Source organism: Burkholderia sp. FERM BP-3421, assembly GCF_028657905.1.
GTDB lineage: Bacteria > Pseudomonadota > Gammaproteobacteria > Burkholderiales > Burkholderiaceae > Burkholderia.
Map to the genome: position 1 here is coordinate 502,212 of NZ_CP117780.1, position 16,842 is coordinate 519,053.

The 16,842-nt window shown below is 68.3% G+C and carries 15 protein-coding genes and 1 pseudogene; 15 read left to right on the forward strand and 1 reads right to left on the reverse strand.

The features are described from left to right. Positions 1 to 10 precede the first annotated feature (10 nt). From Bsp3421_RS02990 to Bsp3421_RS03025, 8 genes and pseudogenes are all read left to right on the forward strand, one after another. Complete coding sequence (locus Bsp3421_RS02990; protein ID WP_273995330.1) at positions 11 to 397, forward strand: DUF4150 domain-containing protein; 387 nt, start codon at positions 11 to 13, stop codon at positions 395 to 397. Then, on the forward strand, positions 397 to 975 hold the full coding sequence (locus Bsp3421_RS02995; RefSeq protein WP_273995332.1) for a type VI secretion lipoprotein TssJ: 579 nt from the start codon (positions 397 to 399) through the stop codon (positions 973 to 975). The genes Bsp3421_RS02990 and Bsp3421_RS02995 overlap by 1 nt, the downstream gene beginning before the upstream one ends. Further along, positions 972 to 2,332: pseudogene (tssK, locus tag Bsp3421_RS03000) on the forward strand (type VI secretion system baseplate subunit TssK). The gene Bsp3421_RS02995 and the pseudogene tssK overlap by 4 nt, the downstream one beginning before the upstream one ends. 82 nt (positions 2,333 to 2,414) lie before the next feature. Beyond that, the gene (gene icmH, locus Bsp3421_RS03005) at positions 2,415 to 3,929 is read left to right on the forward strand and encodes a type IVB secretion system protein IcmH/DotU (protein ID WP_273995648.1); all 1,515 of its coding nucleotides are present in this window, start codon (positions 2,415 to 2,417) and stop codon (positions 3,927 to 3,929) included. Further along, entirely contained in the window at positions 3,926 to 7,414 is a 3,489-nt protein-coding gene (gene tssM, locus Bsp3421_RS03010; RefSeq protein ID WP_273995333.1) for a type VI secretion system membrane subunit TssM, read from the forward strand. The genes icmH and tssM overlap by 4 nt, the downstream gene beginning before the upstream one ends. Positions 7,415 to 7,469: 55 nt before the next feature. Beyond that, positions 7,470 to 7,829, forward strand: a complete 360-nt coding sequence (locus tag Bsp3421_RS03015) for a DUF6277 family protein (protein WP_273995334.1) — start codon at positions 7,470 to 7,472, stop codon at positions 7,827 to 7,829. A 123-nt stretch (positions 7,830 to 7,952) separates the two neighbouring features. After that, positions 7,953 to 8,240, forward strand: coding sequence for a hypothetical protein (locus Bsp3421_RS03020; RefSeq protein ID WP_273995335.1), 288 nt, complete (start codon positions 7,953 to 7,955; stop codon positions 8,238 to 8,240). A 143-nt stretch (positions 8,241 to 8,383) separates the two neighbouring features. After that, complete coding sequence (locus Bsp3421_RS03025) at positions 8,384 to 8,752, forward strand: hypothetical protein (protein ID WP_273995649.1); 369 nt, start codon at positions 8,384 to 8,386, stop codon at positions 8,750 to 8,752. Positions 8,753 to 8,990: 238 nt separating this feature from the next. Here Bsp3421_RS03025 and Bsp3421_RS03030 read toward each other — a convergent pair whose 3' ends face one another. Beyond that, positions 8,991 to 9,590 carry a TetR/AcrR family transcriptional regulator gene (locus Bsp3421_RS03030; protein ID WP_273995337.1) on the reverse strand — a complete coding sequence of 200 codons (600 nt, stop codon included), beginning with the start codon at positions 9,588 to 9,590 and terminating at the stop codon, positions 8,991 to 8,993. Positions 9,591 to 9,901: 311 nt separating this feature from the next. Between Bsp3421_RS03030 and pxpA the strand changes: the two genes are divergently transcribed. The 7 genes from pxpA (at position 9,902) to Bsp3421_RS03065 (ending at position 16,800) form a co-directional block, all read left to right on the forward strand. Next, on the forward strand, positions 9,902 to 10,678 hold the full coding sequence (gene pxpA, locus Bsp3421_RS03035; RefSeq protein ID WP_273995338.1) for a 5-oxoprolinase subunit PxpA: 777 nt from the start codon (positions 9,902 to 9,904) through the stop codon (positions 10,676 to 10,678). Between the two features lie 299 nt (positions 10,679 to 10,977). Next, positions 10,978 to 11,508: a hypothetical protein gene (locus tag Bsp3421_RS03040; RefSeq protein ID WP_273995339.1), complete on the forward strand. Its 531-nt coding sequence runs from the start codon at positions 10,978 to 10,980 to the stop codon at positions 11,506 to 11,508. A 237-nt stretch (positions 11,509 to 11,745) separates the two neighbouring features. Beyond that, complete coding sequence (locus tag Bsp3421_RS03045; protein WP_273995341.1) at positions 11,746 to 12,126, forward strand: hypothetical protein; 381 nt, start codon at positions 11,746 to 11,748, stop codon at positions 12,124 to 12,126. 73 nt (positions 12,127 to 12,199) lie between these two features. After that, a complete protein-coding gene (locus tag Bsp3421_RS03050; RefSeq protein WP_273995342.1) occupies positions 12,200 to 14,386 on the forward strand; it encodes a bifunctional diguanylate cyclase/phosphodiesterase in 2,187 nt (728 codons plus the stop codon). Then, entirely contained in the window at positions 14,383 to 15,399 is a 1,017-nt protein-coding gene (locus Bsp3421_RS03055; protein WP_273995344.1) for an autoinducer binding domain-containing protein, read from the forward strand. The genes Bsp3421_RS03050 and Bsp3421_RS03055 overlap by 4 nt, the downstream gene beginning before the upstream one ends. Positions 15,400 to 15,550: 151 nt before the next feature. Further along, complete coding sequence (gene dctP, locus Bsp3421_RS03060; RefSeq protein WP_273995345.1) at positions 15,551 to 16,594, forward strand: TRAP transporter substrate-binding protein DctP; 1,044 nt, start codon at positions 15,551 to 15,553, stop codon at positions 16,592 to 16,594. After that, positions 16,591 to 16,800 (forward strand): hypothetical protein, encoded by a 210-nt coding sequence (locus Bsp3421_RS03065; RefSeq protein WP_273995347.1) that lies wholly within the window; start codon positions 16,591 to 16,593, stop codon positions 16,798 to 16,800. Before dctP ends, Bsp3421_RS03065 begins: the two co-directional genes overlap by 4 nt. Positions 16,801 to 16,842: the final 42 nt, after the last annotated feature.

The following is a 16,842-nucleotide window of genomic DNA, read 5'->3' on the forward strand; positions in this document are numbered from 1 at the left end:
GGAGATTCTCATGTTTGCCAATTGCTCTGCCGGCGGAATGGCGCTGTCCGGCTCGGACGTCTGCAAGACGCCGCCGCTCGCGATTCCCGTGTCGTATTCGAACATCGCGAACAAGCCGGAGGCTGTGCCGAACGTCCCGACCATCATTTATGCGGGCGGTCCCGTCCACAACATGAACACCATCATTCCCGTCACGCACAGCGACGAGCCGGGATCGATGGGCGGGGTGGCGTCCGGGACCGTGTCGGCGCTGTCGCGACATGTAACAGGCTCCGGCAAGTTGATGATCCAGGGCGCGCCCCAGACCCGGCTGACCGACACCAACCTGCCTAACAACCAGAACACGTCTGGGCAGACCATCGCGCCGTCCCAGACGATCACGATGACGCTCAGCTGATGAAGCATGTTCCAACGCTGATCGCGGGACTGGCGCTGGTCCTGCTGTCCGCCTGCTCGTCGTCCGGCTCGAAGCCCGATCCGCGCCAGCTGCACGTGACGCTGGTCGGCGGCAGCCGGCTGAACGTCGGCGCGAGCGGCGAGCCGCGGCCGATCCAGTCGTGCGTGTACATCGTGCGCGAAGCCGACTGGGTGCCGATGACGAACGGCGACGCGCCGTGCGCCGCCAAGGATCAGGAGGGCGCGGTGTTGAGCGTGTCGCGCCATGTGATCGCACCGAACCAGGTGCTGCAGTTCTGGATCGACGTGCCGCGCAGCGGCGAGATCTGGCTCGTCGCGGACGCCGACTACGCACAGCGTCCGGCCCAGTACGCGCCCTTGCGCGTGCGCATCGACGGAAGCGGGGTGCTTCATCTCGCGGTGTGGCTCGATCGCAGCGGAATCTACAACGCGTCGTTGCCGGGCGCGGTGCCGCTGCCGCCCGACGCGCCCATCGCCGCGAGCGCGCCGAACCCCGACGCCGCAACCGACAAACCCGCCCGACGCCACGGCTCGGGCACGAGGAGATACAGGCAATGAGCAGTCTGCCGGTTGGACCGGTCGCGTGGAGCGACGGCATGCTGATCGAGACGCAGCATTTTCAGCAACTGGAGCGCCACTTGTCCCATCAGGTCGCGTCGCGGCTCGGGCAAACCGTGAATCACGGCTGGGGCTTCACGCTGCTCGACGTCGACCAGGACGGGCTCGGCCTCGGCCGGCTCGCGCTGCGCGGCGCGCGCGGCGTGTTCCAGGACGGCACTGCATTCTCGCTGCCGTCGCACGACCCGCTGCCCGCGCCGCTCGAGACCGAACGGGCGCAGGCGGGCGACATCGCGTGCCTCGCGATCCAGGCCGCGCGCAGCGGCGGCCCGAAATGGCCTTCGGCGAGGTGGCGTCGTCGTCGCGCTACCGGGCGATGACCACCGACGTGCCCGATCTCGCGGTCGGCCTCGACGCGCCGGGCACGCCGCGCAGCCTGACGATCGAGACCGGGCAGCTGGCGACGCGGCTGTGCTGGAAGTCGCAACTGCGCTCGGACGAAGCGGCGCTGCCGATCGCCCGCGTGGCCGGGCGCAGCGCGAGCCGCACGGTGCTGCTCGATCCGCGCTTCATCCCGCCGCTGCTCGACACGCGCGCGCACGTCGTGCTCAATTCGCTGATCGACGAGCTGCAAAGCACGCTGCGCGTGCGCCTCGCGCATACGTCCGGGCAGCGGGTGCTGTCCGCGGGCGGGGGCATCGCGGACCTGATCGAGCTGCTGCTGCGGCAGGCGATCGCCGAGTACCGGATGCGGCTCGCGCATCTCGATGCGTTCGATCCGCTGCCGCCCGCGCTGCTGTATCGCGAGCTGATCGGCCTGCTCGGGCGGCTGAGCGTGCTGCCCGGCGTCGACGAGGAGCTGGCCGAGCGCGATTTCGGCTACCGCCACGACGACCTGCAAGGCAGCTTCGAGCCGCTCGCGGCCACCTTGCGGCATGCGCTCGCGCGCGTGATCGAGACGCCGGTGCTGCCGCTGCGCTTCGAGGATCGCGGCGACCAGGTCCATATCTGCGTGGTCGACAAGCAGTGGAACCTGAAGAAGCTCGTGTTCGCGGTGTCGGCCGCGATGCCGGCCGACAAGCTGCGCCAGCTGCTGCCGCAGCAGACCAAGCTCGGCGCGGTCGAACAGATCCAGAAGCTGGTGGACCTGCAACTGCCGGGGGCCCGCCTGATCCCGCTGCCCAACCCGCCGCGCCAGATTCCCTATTACGCCCAAAGCACCTACTTCGAGGTCGAATCGACCGATCCGTTCTGGACGCAGACGCTCGCCGGCTCGGCGATGGCGCTGCGCATCGTCGGCGATTTTCCGGACCTGCGTTTCGAAGCCTGGGGCTTGAGAGACGGGAAGGTGGCATGACACACGATATGAACCGCTATCCACGATGAACCTGCTCAGAAACCTTTCCTCCGCCATCCGGCGCACGTCGTCGGCCTCCAACATGCTCGACCGGGTCGCGGAAAATCCCGATCTGACCACCCGGATGCCGACGCTGTCGTCGCTGGCCCAGGGGGTGTCGACCACCGGGCCGGCCACGACCGACGCTACCTCGCCACGCGACGCGGAGCACGCGGTGCTGCGCTTCCCGACCCCGCCCGGCGCGTTCCGCGCGTCGTATGACGACGGCGCGGACGCGTCGCCCGTCGTGTATACCCCCCAGGGCGGCCAGGTGGCGATCCTGAAGGCCGGCCAGCAGTCGGCCAACTGGAGCAATCCGTTCGTGTCGCACGCGCTGCCCGCGATCCTGCAATTGCAGCGTCATCTCGCGGACGGCCCGCCCGACCAGTCGACGGTGCGCACCCAGCTCGGCCTCGAAGTGCGCCTGTACCGCGAGCGGCTGGCCGGCTCGGGCTGCGAGTGGGAGCAGATCCGCGACGCTTCGTATCTGCTGTGCACGTATCTGGACGAGAACGTCAGCGACATCGCGCGCGCCGCGTCGCAAGTGCTCTACGACGGGGAGCGCAGCCTGCTGGTCGAGTTCCACGACGATGCGTGGGGCGGCGAGGACGCGTTTTCCGATCTCGGCCGCTGGATGAAGGCGGACGATCCGCCCATTCGTCTCCTCGCGTTCTACGAGCTGATCCTGTCGCTCGGCTGGCAGGGCCGCTACCGCGTGCTCGATCGCGGCGACGTGCTGCTGCAGGACCTGCGTTCGCAGCTGCATGCGCTGATCTGGCATCACGTGCCGCCCGAGCCGCTCGGCACCGGGCTGATCACCCCGGCGCGCGCGCGCAGGCGCTGGTGGACGCCGATGCGCGCAGGCGCGGCGGCGCTGGGCGCGGTGCTGTTGACCTACGGCATCGTCAGCGCCGTGCTTGATATACAGGGCGGGCCGATCCGCCATGCGCTCGCGGCCTGGATGCCGCCGACCCGCACCATCAATCTCGCGGAAACGCTGCCGCCGCCGCTGCCGCAGCTGCTGTCCGAGGGCTGGCTCACGGCGTACAAGCGTCCGGAAGGCTGGGTGCTGGTGTTCCGCAGCGACGGCGCGTTCGATGTCGGCAAGGCGCAGATGCGCGCCGATTTCAAACACAACATCGAGCGGCTCGGCGCGGCGTTCGCGCCGTGGCCGGGCGACCTGGAGGTGATCGGCCATACCGACCGTCAGCCGATCAGCACGAGTGAGTTTGCGAACAACCAGGCGCTCTCGGAAGCCCGGGCGCGCACCGTCGCCGACGAGCTGCGCCGGACCGCGCTGCCGGGCGGCGCGCAGGCGCCCGGGAACGCCGTGCAGCGGAACATCGCGTTTTCCGGGCGCGGCGACACGCAGCCGATCGATCAGGCGCCGACGCCGGCCGCCTACGAACGGAACCGGCGCGTGGACGTGCTGTGGAAGGTGATTCCGGCGGGCGGCCGGCGCACGGCGGATGCCGACGCGCGCCCCGCGACCCCGGAGGGCGTGGCGATCGCCCCGGACGGCCAATCGCCGTATGCAACGGAGGATAAACAACCATGATACGAACCAGCCTGAGGGTTCTTGTCGCGATCCTGATCGCGGTCCTGATCTGGTGGGTGGGCCCGCTGTTCGCGCTGGGCATCTACCGGCCGTTCGCGCCGCTCTGGGTGCGCGAGGTGCTGGTGGCGGCGGTGCTCGTCTGGGGCCTGTGGCCGGCGCTTGCGCGACTGTGGGTACGGCTCGCGATGAGCCCGCGCCGGGTGCGCACGCCGCAGCCGGCGGCGCGCGCCGATTTCATCGACGAGCGCCTGCGCGATCTGGATCGCCAGTTGAAGGCGCGCTGGCAGCGCGAGCCGCACGGCCGCTGGGATCGCTTGACCGGCGCGCTGCGCCGCCAGCACCGGACCCTGCTGCCCTGGTATCTGGTGATGGGCGCGGAAGGCAGCGGCAAGACGAACCTGGTCGCGAAGGCGGTGAACGCGGCCGGCTCCGAAGGCGAGCGGGCCCTCGCGGTCGAGCCGCTGAACAGCCGCGGCGACGACTTCAACTTCCGCATCGCGAGCGACGCGGTCTGGTTCGACATCGGCGGGCGCTGGAACCTGCGCGACGGCTTCGACGAGACGGCGCTCGATACCTGGAAGCGGTTGTTGCAGGGGATGCGTCGCCTGCGCGGCGGGGCGGCGGTGAACGGCGTGGTGTTGTGCGTCGACAGCGCGTCGATGGTCGATGCGCCGCTGGAGGCGCGCAAGCGCCTCGCCGATGTCGTGCATCGCCGGCTGGCGGAACTGCATGAGGTGTTCGGAGAGCAGGCGCAGGTCTATGTCGCGCTGAACGGCGTGGACCGGCTCGACGGCGCGGTCTCGATGCTGTCGCTGGTGGACGCGGGCCGCTGGGCCAGCGGGATGGGTTTCTGCCTGCCCGAGCAGGCGCTCGGCGAGACGGCCGCCGAAGCGGGCGCGAGCTGGCAGGGGGCGTTGCAGCACCTGCAGCAGCGGGTCCAGCAGCAGGTGCTGTTCGCCGCGCCGGCGGCGACCGAGGTCGGCGCGAACTACGCGCAGCTGCGTTTCGTCGAGACGCTGAGCCAGCTGCACAAGGCGCTGCTGGTGTGGCTGCAGATCGCGATCGCGCCCGGCGAGGCGCATTCGGCCGCGCGTCTGCGCGGCGTCTGGATGGGCTCGATGGCGGAGCTGGCGGTGGCCCAGCCGGGCGGGGCGGCGCCCGGGCTGCCCGCGCAGACCCGGCCGCTCGGCGAGCTGTGGGCGCCGCTGTTCCGGCAGGTCGCGCTCGAACGCGACGCGGTGCGGCCGAGCGGCGTGCGTTCGTGGCGCGGCCGGGTCGGGCACCTGCTGCGCTGGGCCGCGCTGCCCGTCCTCGCGCTTGGCTTGCTGATGTGGTTCGGCTGGGGCTATGTCGCGGAGAGCAACTACCTCGACGACGTCGGCGCGCAGTTCAGCGAGGCGAAGCGCCTGGCGCAGGCCGATATGTCGTACGGCCCGGACGGCGGCGCACCGCTGCTCGACGTGGCGAGCCACATGCGCTATGCGCAGGAACAGGCGGAAGACGCCGGGCGCGGGCTGGCGACGCCGTACTTCGAGCATGGTCTCGTCGCCGCCGCGGCGCGCGACACTTATCACCGGCAGTTGCAGAAGATGCTGATGCCGGAGTTGTACAACGAGGTGCGGCGCGTGCTGGTCGCGCAGTCGGACGGCGCGCCCGGCGACGTCTACCAGACGCTCAAGGTCTACCTGATGCTGTGCCGGCCCGATCGGCGCAACGCGACCGATGTCGAGCGCTGGCTGAGCAGCCGGTGGGACAGCCTGTCCGGCGGGCAGCAATACGGCGACGACGACCGGCGCGCGCTGCTCGCGCACGTGCGCGCGTTGATGGAGCTGCCGAAGCTGCCGGGCACGCCGGAGGACGCGAACCTCGTTCGCGCGGCGCGCGTGCGGGCCGCGCAGATCCCGATCGTGACGCGCGTGCTGCAGCACATCCATGCGCAAGGGCTGCCGGCGTCGGTCAACGACATCTCGCTGTCGCGCGCGGCCGGCTTCGAGTCGGCGATGAGCCTGCGCATGCGCAGCGACGTCCCGGCGACCGACGTCGCGGTATCGGGCTGGTTCACGCGGGCGGGCTACACGGACGTGTTCCTGCCGCGCCTCGACAAGGCCGCGCGCGCGATGCTCGAAGAGGAAAGCTGGGTGCTGCGCGACGAGACCCTGCGCGGCAACAGTTTCCAGATCGACGGCGTGGTGCAGAAGCTCGCGGATTCCACCCGCGCGCAGTTCCTGCAGGACTACATCGCCGGCTGGCAGAACTTCCTCAACGACGTGACGGTGCGCAGCGTCACGGGCCTCGACGATGCGTCGCAGCTGGCGGCGGCGATGATGGATTCGCAATCGCCGCTCGCGAGCCTGCTGCGCTTCGCGGCGCGCGAGACGACCCTGACCGGCGCGAGCGACGAAGGCAACATCGACAGCTGGATCGATCGCCAGAAATACCGCTTCGAGAAGGGGCGTCGCCAGATCGTCGGCGAACTGAGCGGCCAGCACTACCGCACCGTGCTGCTGCCGGAACATATCGTCGAGGAACACTTCCTGGCAGTCCGGCAACTGGCCGCGCAGCTGAACAACCGCAGCGTGGCGTCGAGCAACCCGCTTGCCCGGTTGTTCGAGCCGCTGTACCGGCAGCTGGGGCTCGTCAATGGCGCGCTGCAGGCGGGCCAGGTGCTACCCGCGCAGTACGACGCGTTCTCGCGGCTCAAGGAAACCGCCGCGCGGCAGCCCGAGCCGGTGCGGGGCATCATGCTCGACCTGATCGGCAGCGGCAGCACGATGACGACCCGCGAATCGGGCGCGCTGCTCAATCGCGGCGCGGCGGGCGCGACCTCGACGGTGTGCAGCGCCGGCTTCACGAGCCGCTATCCGTTCCGGCGCAACGCGCAGGTCGACGCGGGCGTCGCGGATTTCGAACGCCTGTTCAGCGCCCAGGGCCTGATGGCGTCTTACTTCCGCGACCATCTGGCGGCCTATGTCGATACGTCGAGCACGCCGTGGAAGGCGCTGCGCTCGAACGGCGGCAATCTCGGTCTGGTGAGCCCGGGCGTGCTGTCGTCCTACGAGACGGCCGATCGCATTCGCGGCGTGACGCTCGATGAATCCGGCCATCTGCGCGTGTCGACCGTGCTGCGCTTCCTCGACATGGATTCGCAGATCTCGGAAGCGCAGCTGCTCGTGGGCGGGCAGACGCTGCGCTACGCGCATGGGATGACGTCGCCGCAGCGCATCGACTGGAGCGGGCAAGGCACCAAGCTGGCGATCCAGCTTCAACTCAAATCGGTCGACGGTCGGTTGAGCACGCTTCAGTTCGACGGACCCTGGGCGCTGTTCCGCTTCTTCGACGCGGGACAGGCGGCGGGCGGGACGGCCGACCGTCGCGAACGGCTGTATCAGACGGACATCGGGACCGTCCGGCTGGAGTGGCAGGCGCTGACGACGCCGTCGCCGATCTGGTCGGGGATCCTGCAGGGGTTCAGGTGCCCGTCGTGACACGCCTCTTGTATCGGAATGCGCCAGCCGGCGCGAACTTGGAAAGGAGCAGCAGATGATAGACCCGAAGGAAATCCTGTCCGCGTGCAGCAACGCGCATGAGTATGGACAGAACGCCAGCGGTTCGATGGCGAAGCCGTTCATGGATTCGATCTCCGACATGTCGGTGGCGTCGTCCCAGAACGCGAGCAACCTGATCGGCAACGTGCAGCAGGTGGGCGGCAAGATGCTGGAGCACATGTCGAACATCAAGTCGTCGGTCGACAAGCAGGTCGCCGCGCACCAGGATGCGCAGCAGCGTGAGAAGACCTACGACTTCAACGCCAACATGAACGACCTGCGGCCGACCAACTCGGTCGGCTTCCCGCAGGAAATGCCGTCCAACTTCTTCGCGCCGTTCAAGACCGGCAAGTAGGCCGCCCGGACGGGAGCGGTACACCGTCCTCGGACGTCGCCGTGTTTGCGGCGGGGTTCGGGGCTTTCGGGGCGCGGCCGGCGGCAGCCGGCGCGCCCGACCATTCGATAGGAAAACAGGATCATGAAGAAAGTTTTATTCGGACTCCTTGCAGGTGTGTTCTCGGTGAGCGTGTATGCCCAGTTGGGTCAGTTGTTCCAGTCGGTCAAGGATCAGGTGACGAGCACGACGCAGCGGCAGGTGAGCCAGGGCGTGCAGTCGGCGACGAACGATGCGATGCAATCGGCGACGACGCGTGCGCACAAGGTGATCCAGTCGGCGCGCACGCCCGACACCGCCGCGAGCAAGGAAGCCCCGGGCGTGCAACCGGCCGGCGTGCCCCAGGAGTCCCAGGGCGTAAAACCGCAATGAGGCGGGCCGGGTTGGCGCCCGGGGATATCGACAGACGAGGCATTCGAATGAAAGGATCACCGAGGCCGTCGCGCGCACGTGCGAACGGGCCCAGTCCGGTGCCGCGCCCCTGGCGCGCCGGGCACATTAAAGGCGGGGCAGGCATGATGGGATTTTCGATGATGTCGGTCATCGGCGTGATCGTCGCGATTTCGCTGATTTCGTTGATTTTCTCGATGTCGGTCGTGCTGCCCCGGATCATCTCGGCCGCATGGGGCGACACCCTCGTCACGGACGGCGCCAAGGCCGTTGCCGAGGTTGTCGAGATCAGACAGACCGGGGTGACGCTCAATCAGGTGCCGCAGATGCGGATGGTGTTGCGCATCAGCGATCACGGCGCATCCCGGGACGTGACGATCCGGCAGTACGTCGATCTCGGCAACATACCGCGCGCGGGGGAGCGGGTGAGGGTCGTCATCGACGCGCGCGATCCGGCGCGGGTGACCTATCTGGGGCTCGCCGGCGCTCACTGATGGCAGCGCGTGCGCCGACCTGACCATGCCGGCGCGACCGGGCCCGATCACCGAACCACATCGCATTCCGCAGCCGTCCGGACGTGGCATGCGATGCGCGGCGGGACTCGGACAAGCCGTGTACGGGCATCGGTCGCGACGCGCGGGGCATGATGCAGCACGCCGGTGCGCGACGGCATGGCCTCGTCGAGCGCACGAGCGGCATGCGCGGGCCGCGATGCCGTCTCGTGCGATACGCTCAGGCGGGCAGCCCCAGCAATTGCCGGGTGGCGACCAGCGCGGCATCGAGCGGCGCGCTGTCGCGGGTGATCTTGGCGCGCAGGCTGGCGCCCAGCCACAGCTGGTAGAGCGTGGTGGCGGTGGCGTGCGCCGCGAGATGGGTGGGCAGCGAGCCGTCGATGCGGCCTTCGTCGATGGTCTGCGCGAGCCGGGCGATCACGCGATCCGTACCCTGTCTGAGCACGACGCGCATCGGCTCCGACAGGTCGCTGACTTCGGCCGCGAGCTTCACTGCGAGGCATTTGCCTTTCGGGTCGCAATTCGCCTGCGTCTCGAGCCAGTTTTCCCAGTAGCTCATCAGGCGGGCCGCGCCCTTCAGCCCCGGGCGGCACAGCAGGCCTTCGATGCCCACCATGTAGGCGGCGAAGTAGCTTTCCAGCAACGCCTCGCCGAACGCCTCCTTCGAGCCGAAGTAGTGGTAGAACGAGCCCTTCGGCACACTTGAGGATTGCAGGATTTCGTTCAGGCCGACGGCCGAGAAGCCCCGGCCCGCGATGATGATCTGTGCGGTGTCGAGGATGTGCTGGCGGACATCGGCGGCGGCGTGGGAGGCGTTCATGCGCGACATGATAGCGGAGATTAGACCAGTCGACTGGTGACGAAGTGTGTTCAAAACGCGGGATGTTTACTATTCTTGCATATTCCAATCGGGAATATGCATATGTGCTTTTAATATAAGAAAAGTGTCGGCGAAGCCCGGTTAAGGTGCGGCAACGGCAAGGCATGCGGTGCGCATCCGTCGATCGGGATGACGCCAGCCGGGCCGATCGGAGCGAGGTTCGGCCGTTGTTGAATCAGGAATCCTGATGATGCGGGCGTGAGGGCGTCCGACAGGGCCCGCCGCGCCGACGGATAACGAAGAGGTCTGGTGTGCACACAATCGATTTGAATGTCGATCTGGGCGAAGGATGCGACAACGACATCCCGCTGCTCGACCACGCGACGTCGATCAACGTCGCCTGCGGCTGGCATGCCGGCGATGCGGTCACGATGCGCACGCTCGCCGCGGCCGCGGCGCAACGCGGCATCGCGATCGGCGCGCATCCCGGCTATCCGGACCGCGCGCATTTCGGGCGTCGGTCCATGGCGCTGCCGCCCGACGAGATCTATGCGGGCGTGCTGTACCAGGTCGGCGCGCTCGCGGCGATCGTCAAGGCGCTGGGCGCGGGGGCGCGCCTCGCGCACGTGAAGCCGCACGGCGCGCTGTATCACGACGCGGAGCGCCGTTCCGAGGTGGCCGAGGCGATCGTCGCCGCGGTGCGCGACCTCGATCCTTCGCTCGTGATGTTCGGGCTGGCGGGCGGCGAACTTATCGCGGCGGCGCGCCGCGCGGGGCTCGCGACCGCCAGCGAGGCTTTCGCGGATCGCGGCTACCTGCCGGACGGCACGCTCATTCCGCGCTCGGAACCGGATGCGCTGATCAGCCGCGTCGAGGAGATCACGCAGCGGGCGGTGGAGCTGGTGAAGCACGGCCGCGTGCGCGGGCGGGGCGGCGACTGGACGCCGGTGCGGGCCGACACGCTGTGCCTGCACGGCGACGGGCCGCATGCGCTCGAATTCGCCGCTCAGATCGGCGCGGCGATGCGTTCGGCCCAGGTCCGCATCGCACGCCGCCCGGTCAGCCCGCGCATGCCGGTGCTTCAATAGCGGGTTCCGCCGAGGCGAGGCCGAGGTTTTCCCCATCTGTAGTAATAACTTGGTGGCCCGGGTTACAGATGGTTTTGCTGCGCACGTCGCGTTCGGATTCGTCGTCGTGCGCAGCTTTTTATCCAGGCCGCGGCGCGTATCTGGCGGTGCGCCGCGGGTCGAGCATGAGGTCCTTGCGCGGAACACGTCGGGAACGACGCCGCCGCGACGGGCGCGCGACGTGATGCCGGCGGCGGCAGGACACGGTCCGCACCCGTCGAACGCCTGGGACCGCATGGCATCCTTTCCGGATGGGGTTCATGGGCTATTTCATTCTGATCGGGAGCGTGGGCATCGTTTCCGCGTTCGCGATCACGACCGCGTGGCTGATGCGGGTCTGGCAGGCCGATGCCGAGCGTCAGCGCTGTGGATGGGGCGACGGCGGCGCGCTGCTGCTGCATGGCCTCGACGACCCACAGCGCCGCGCCGCCCGCGCCGTCCAGGCGGCCACGCTCGATGCGCAGGCAGCGTGCGATTGCGCCTCCGAGCTGGCGTACTTCGCGACGTTCGCGGCGAATGCCGGCTGGCCCCGGCTTCCCAGCGCGCGGGTTCGGCTCCAGCTCGTGCGCGAGCGCGCCAACAAGGCGCGCGATTATGCGAGGCGCGCCCAGACCCACGCCCAGGCGGCCCGATCCTGCGAATCGGGCCGGCAAGCGTTGCCCGCTACGGCCTGTCTTGCCGCCATCGAGCGGCATGCGGCGCTCGCCAAGCAAGCCCACCTCAATGCACGCGATCTGCGCGAATTCATCTTGATCGGCTGGCGCCGCGACGGCTTGGCGCTGCCCAGGTGAAGGCGGCCGGCCGCGCCACGCCGCGCCGGGTCCGCGGGACGCTTGAGCCGACGGTCCGATCCCGCTCGTCGAGCGCACCCGGGCGTCGCGCGTATTGATGCGCCATTCACGCGACTTTATTTGCATTTCCAGAATGAGGAGAAGATCTTGTAATATTCGTTTGAAATTCCCGCCGATTTTCAGAAATACAAATACTGTTTCGTGAATAGCATTATTTGATAGAATTGCGCGCTCATTATGAAACGATGGCTTGCTATTGTGCTGCTGGCTGCGGTCACGACACTCAGCGCGGAGCCACTCTCCTTCGTGCTGCAAACCTCGAAGCAACAGTTTTATCTCGTGAAGCATTCGGTTCGTCGGGACGATGACGGCGATACGCGCTTCACGCTGGAAGCCATCTCGAAGCTCGCCTATCATCCGGTCGGCGCGACGGAGCCGATCGGCATCGCGCTTTTCGACTACGTGATCGATTGTCCGCGGGAACGCTTCAAGCTCAGCCGTATCCGTTATCGCACGGATGAGAACAAGAACGCGGGCGCAGCGCCCGCGCCGTCCGATATCTGGAAGCCGATCACGCCTGGTGGAGAACTCGATGTTGTCAAGAAGGAAATCTGCTAGCGCCCGGCCGGCAGATCGGCTCAGTCTTTCCGCGTTTTCCGCGCCGCCCGTTCGTCCGAGCGGCCTGCGCTTCGTGACCCTCTCGATCGTCGTGGTGTTCGTGGCGCTGTGCGTGCTGCTGTTCGACCTGGTCGGCCGGGCCCTGCAGGACGCGAAGCACGAGGTGGATGCGGCCGCCGTCACCAAGGCCACGCTCGTCGCGCGCTCCTACGCATCCTATCTGGCCGAGCGCACGTCGACGTCCGACATCCTGAGCCGCACGGTGGCGTTCGAATTCCGCTCGAGTCACGGCACGCTGGACCTGAACTATCTGGTGCAGGAAGGACTCGTGCTGCCGTCCGACGAGACGCTGCTCACGCTCGTGAACGCGCAGGGCCTCGTCACGCAATCGTGGCCGACGCCGCCGAAGCGCGATGTCTACCTCTCCGATCGCGAGCATTTCATCGTGCAGAAGAACGCGCACGACGACAATCTGTTCATCGGCGCCCCGGTGCTCGGCCGGGTGTCGCGGGCCAAGACGATCCAGTTCACGCGGCGCCTGTCGCTGCGCGAGCAGGTCTTCGACGGCATCGTCGTGGTGTCGCAGCCGCCGCAATATTTCACGGCCAGCTTCGCGAACCACGCCAATCTCGGCAACGACGGCGAGATCCTGGTGTTCCGCTCGGACGGCTCGCTGCTCGTGCGCGGGCGTTCGGACGGCAGCGTGTCCACCGACGGGCTGCCGCTCGGCATGTATCCGAGCGAGGAAGGCGGGGTGAGCCCGCAGCGCGATCCGATCGACGGCCAGCGCCGGCTGTTCGTGCGACAACCGGTGCCGGGCTATTCGCTGATCGCGGTGGTGGCGCTCTCGGAAGCCGACATCTACGCGAACTACGCGCGTCAGACCGCTTCCTACTGGGCCTGGACCTTCGTCGTGGTGATCGCGCTCGTCCTCGTGGCGGCGCTGGCCATGTTCAACGCGCGGCGCGTGCTGTACGACCGGGCCCGCAACAAGCAGCTCGCCGAAACCGACCTGCTCACCGGGCTCGGCAACCGGCGCGCGATCGAGGTGTTGCTCGCCCAGCTGCCCGAGGCCGACGCGGCCCAGTCGATTTCGCTGATCCTGATCGACGTGACCGATTTCGGGGCGATCAACCGGCGCTACGGCGACGATGGCGGCGACAACTTCCTGGCGGCATTCGCCACCCGCATCCGCGCGGTCGCCCAGGATTCCGACCTGATCGCCCGGCTCAAGGGCGACCAGTTCGCCATCCTGTTCGCGGGCCCCGAGCCGCATGCGCGCGCGCTCTACTGCCTGAGAACGATCACGGACGCGTTCAACCAGCAGCCGATCCTGTTCCACGGCCATACGCATCGGGTGACGATGAGCATCGGGTTTGCGTCGGCGTCCGTGGAGGCCGCGCGCACGGGCGACCTGCAGGCCCGGGCGGAACTGGCGCTGCAGCTTGCCAAGCGCGAGACGGCGGCCACGCATGGCACGCGCTACAAGGCCTTCGCGCAAAGCATGCTCGATTCTCAGGACGAGGCGCGCGAGCTGGAATTCGACCTCGACAACGCCGTACGCCAGCGCGAGGGGATCGAGGCGGCGTGCGCGCCCGTGGTGTGCCCGGCGAGCGGCGCGTCGTGCGGGGTCTGGGTGACGCCCGTGTGGCGTCGCGACGGCCTGCCCGACGTGCGCGCCGACGCGTTCATGCCGGTTGCCGAAAAGCAGGGGCTCGCGGTGTTCGTCTGGATGCAGACGATCGAAGCCGCGCTGGCCGCCGTCGCGTCGGTCCCGCGGCCGACGACCCTCTATCTGCGCCTGCCCGCGCTGGTCCTGACCGATCCGACGTTCAGCATCGAGGTGTTCACGGGCGCGTCGCCCGCCGCGTCGTTCTTGATCGCGGTGTCCGGCGTCGAGCAGTTGCCCGTGCGCGACGGGCTGCGCGACGTGGTCGCGCAGCTCCGCGCCCACGCGATCCGCGTCTTGCTCGCGTTCGATCCCGCCGACGGTGTGCCCACCAGCGAGACCGAGATCGACGGCCTGCTCGTCGAGGGCGCGGGCGTCGCTGCGCTGCCGGCCTCGGAGTTGGCCTGCGGGGTGGCGGCCGGCATCTTCGACGCCGGCGCGCGGCTCGGCTGGCGTCTGGTCGTCGGGGGCGTGGCCACGCGCGAACAGTTCGAGTGGCTGGCCGCATGGCCGGCGCTCGAAGTCTTCGGGCCGTTCGTGGATCGTCGCCCCGACCTGCAACCCGTGCTCGCGGGGCCCGGCGCGGCATGATCCAGTCCCTGGTTCACGACGACCTGCCGAGCGACACCGTGCGCTCGCTCCCGGTGCCGCTGTCGCGCGGGCGCGTCGTGATCAGCCTGCGCGGCCGCGACCGCGCGGGCTTCCTGCTCGAGCGGCGGCGAACCTTCGCGAACGGGACCGTGGCGATCCAGCGCATGGCCGCCGCGCCGACGGACGACGTCGAGGCGTTCATCAGCAACGAAACCCAGATTCCCGCGCCGCGCCAGCGCTACGCCTACCTGCTCGACGCGCTCACGGGCGCCGCCGCGCCGCCGCGCGCCGATGGCGTGCCCGCGATCCTCGACTGCCAGAACGAAATCGACCTGCTGCATCGCCTGCGGATCGAATGCGCGCGCAGCCATGCGCGGCAATCGCTGTTCCACGTGTTCCTGATCGACAACGACGACGCCAACATCCGGCTTCACGACGTCCTGATCACGGGCAGCGCCAGCGCGGGCTGGTCGCAGCGCTATTCGAACAACGGCTGGTTCCAGACCGACCCGGTGTTCCAGCAGGCGCGCCGGCACAACTACCAGCCGGTGGGCGCGTCGCAGCTGCGCGGCCTCGCGCGCGAGCACTGGTTCCATCAGCTGGGGATCATTCCGGATCTGGGCAGCAGTGTGTTCTTCCTGACGCGGCACGAGAACGCGGTCGCGGTGCTGCACGTCGCGACGGCCGCGCCGGACTGCGCGGAGGAGGCCATGCTGCTCCAGTTCCGGCATGCCTTCAATGCCCTCGCGGCCGATACGCTCGTCCGCTACCTGGCCTTGCGCCGCGCCGAATCGTCGTCGAAGGCGCGCTTCGAGGCCATCGAGGAACAACTGCTGTCGCTGCTTGCGCACGGCTTCAAAACGCCCGAAATCGAACAGCGGCTGAATATTACCCATTCGACCTTTCGTGACGTCTGCCGCTCGATCAATCACAAGCTCGGCACCCACGACATTCGGCTCAGCGTCAAGGCCGCACGCAATCTGGGCCTGGTCCGGCCACTGTACGACTATTAGTTATATTCCCGTCTGAATATATCTGCGTTTTTTCTTATTAGCATTTCATCTAAGAAAAATGTGGATCGTACTCCCTTATGCTTCGGGGCATGACGCCGCACGATTGCAGGCAGGCGTCCGGATACTGGTTTGGACTCGCTCTGAAAACGCCATGAAACCAACAATGCTCGGGATGATCGCGATGCTGTGGGGAAGCCTCGCCGGAGTGGCCGCGGACTGCGCGGCAGCAGGCGTGAGCGCATCGCCGCGCTGGGACGTCGTGACGTCCTACCCCGAGGACACCGTATCCGGACAGGCGGCCGCGGATTTCGCGCGCCGCATGAACGGCGCGGGCGAGACGGGCGAAGCGGTGGCGCCGCGCTTCAACGACAAATCCGCGTTGGCCGCGCTGCTGGCGGAGACGACGAGCGTGCCGTTCGGCTTGCTGTTCGCCAGCGATATCGCCAAGGACGAGGCGGTGCTCGGCTTGTCCGCGCGCCCCTACGAGGTCAATTCCATCGACGAGGCGCGCGAGCTGGCATGCATTGCCGCGCCCGCGTACCGGGCCGCGCTCGCGCATCACAAGCTCGCGCTGCTCGCGATCATCGCGTGGCCGCCGACGGGGCTGTGGTCGCGGGCCGAGATTCCGGCCGCGACGCGTTTCTCCGGGATGCGCATCCGCACCTACGACCAGACCTCGGCGCGCATCATGCGCACGCTGGGCGCGGAAGTCGTGTCGATGCCGATCCAGGACGCGTTGGCCCTGCTCAAGACCGGCAGCCTCGACGCGATCATGTCGTCGGGCGACGGCGCGGCGGGGCGCAGCTACGGCGAGGTGATGCGCAACTTCACCGCGATCCGCTATGCGTATCCGGTGTCGTTCCTGGTGGCGCGGCAGGATTTCCTCGATACGCTGTCCGAGGACCAGCGCGCGGCGATCTTCGAGGCGGGCATGAAGACCGAATTGCACGCCTGGGCGCAGCTGCCCGAGCGGACCAACCGCAATTACGCGGCCATGGCGAACATGGGCGTGCAGGTTCACGACCCGGTCGCGTCGTCCGTGCTGAGCGCGATTCACGACGCCGCGCGGGCCGACACGCAAACCCGCCCGTCGACGGACCAGCAGACGGGGCCCTTGCTCGCGCAGTTTCACGAATGGCAGTCGGCCGATGCCGCGCGTTGCTTGAAGCAGCCTTACCGGGAAGCGGCGCGATGAATGCGCGGGCGAGGCGCGCGGGTGCGCTCGCCGCGCTGCTGGCGATCTGTCTGCTCGTGATCGCGCTGGCGCCGCGCACCGCATCGGTGTCGAGCGTGCTGGCGATCGACGGCCGCGACGGATGCCGGATCGAGAATGTCTATGTCGGCGATGGGGTGATTCGCGGACAGGGGGTATGCGTCAAAGAGGGGGCCCAGCGGGAATAAATCGGCGATCAGGAGGCGGGGAGACGAGGCGTCAGAACAACC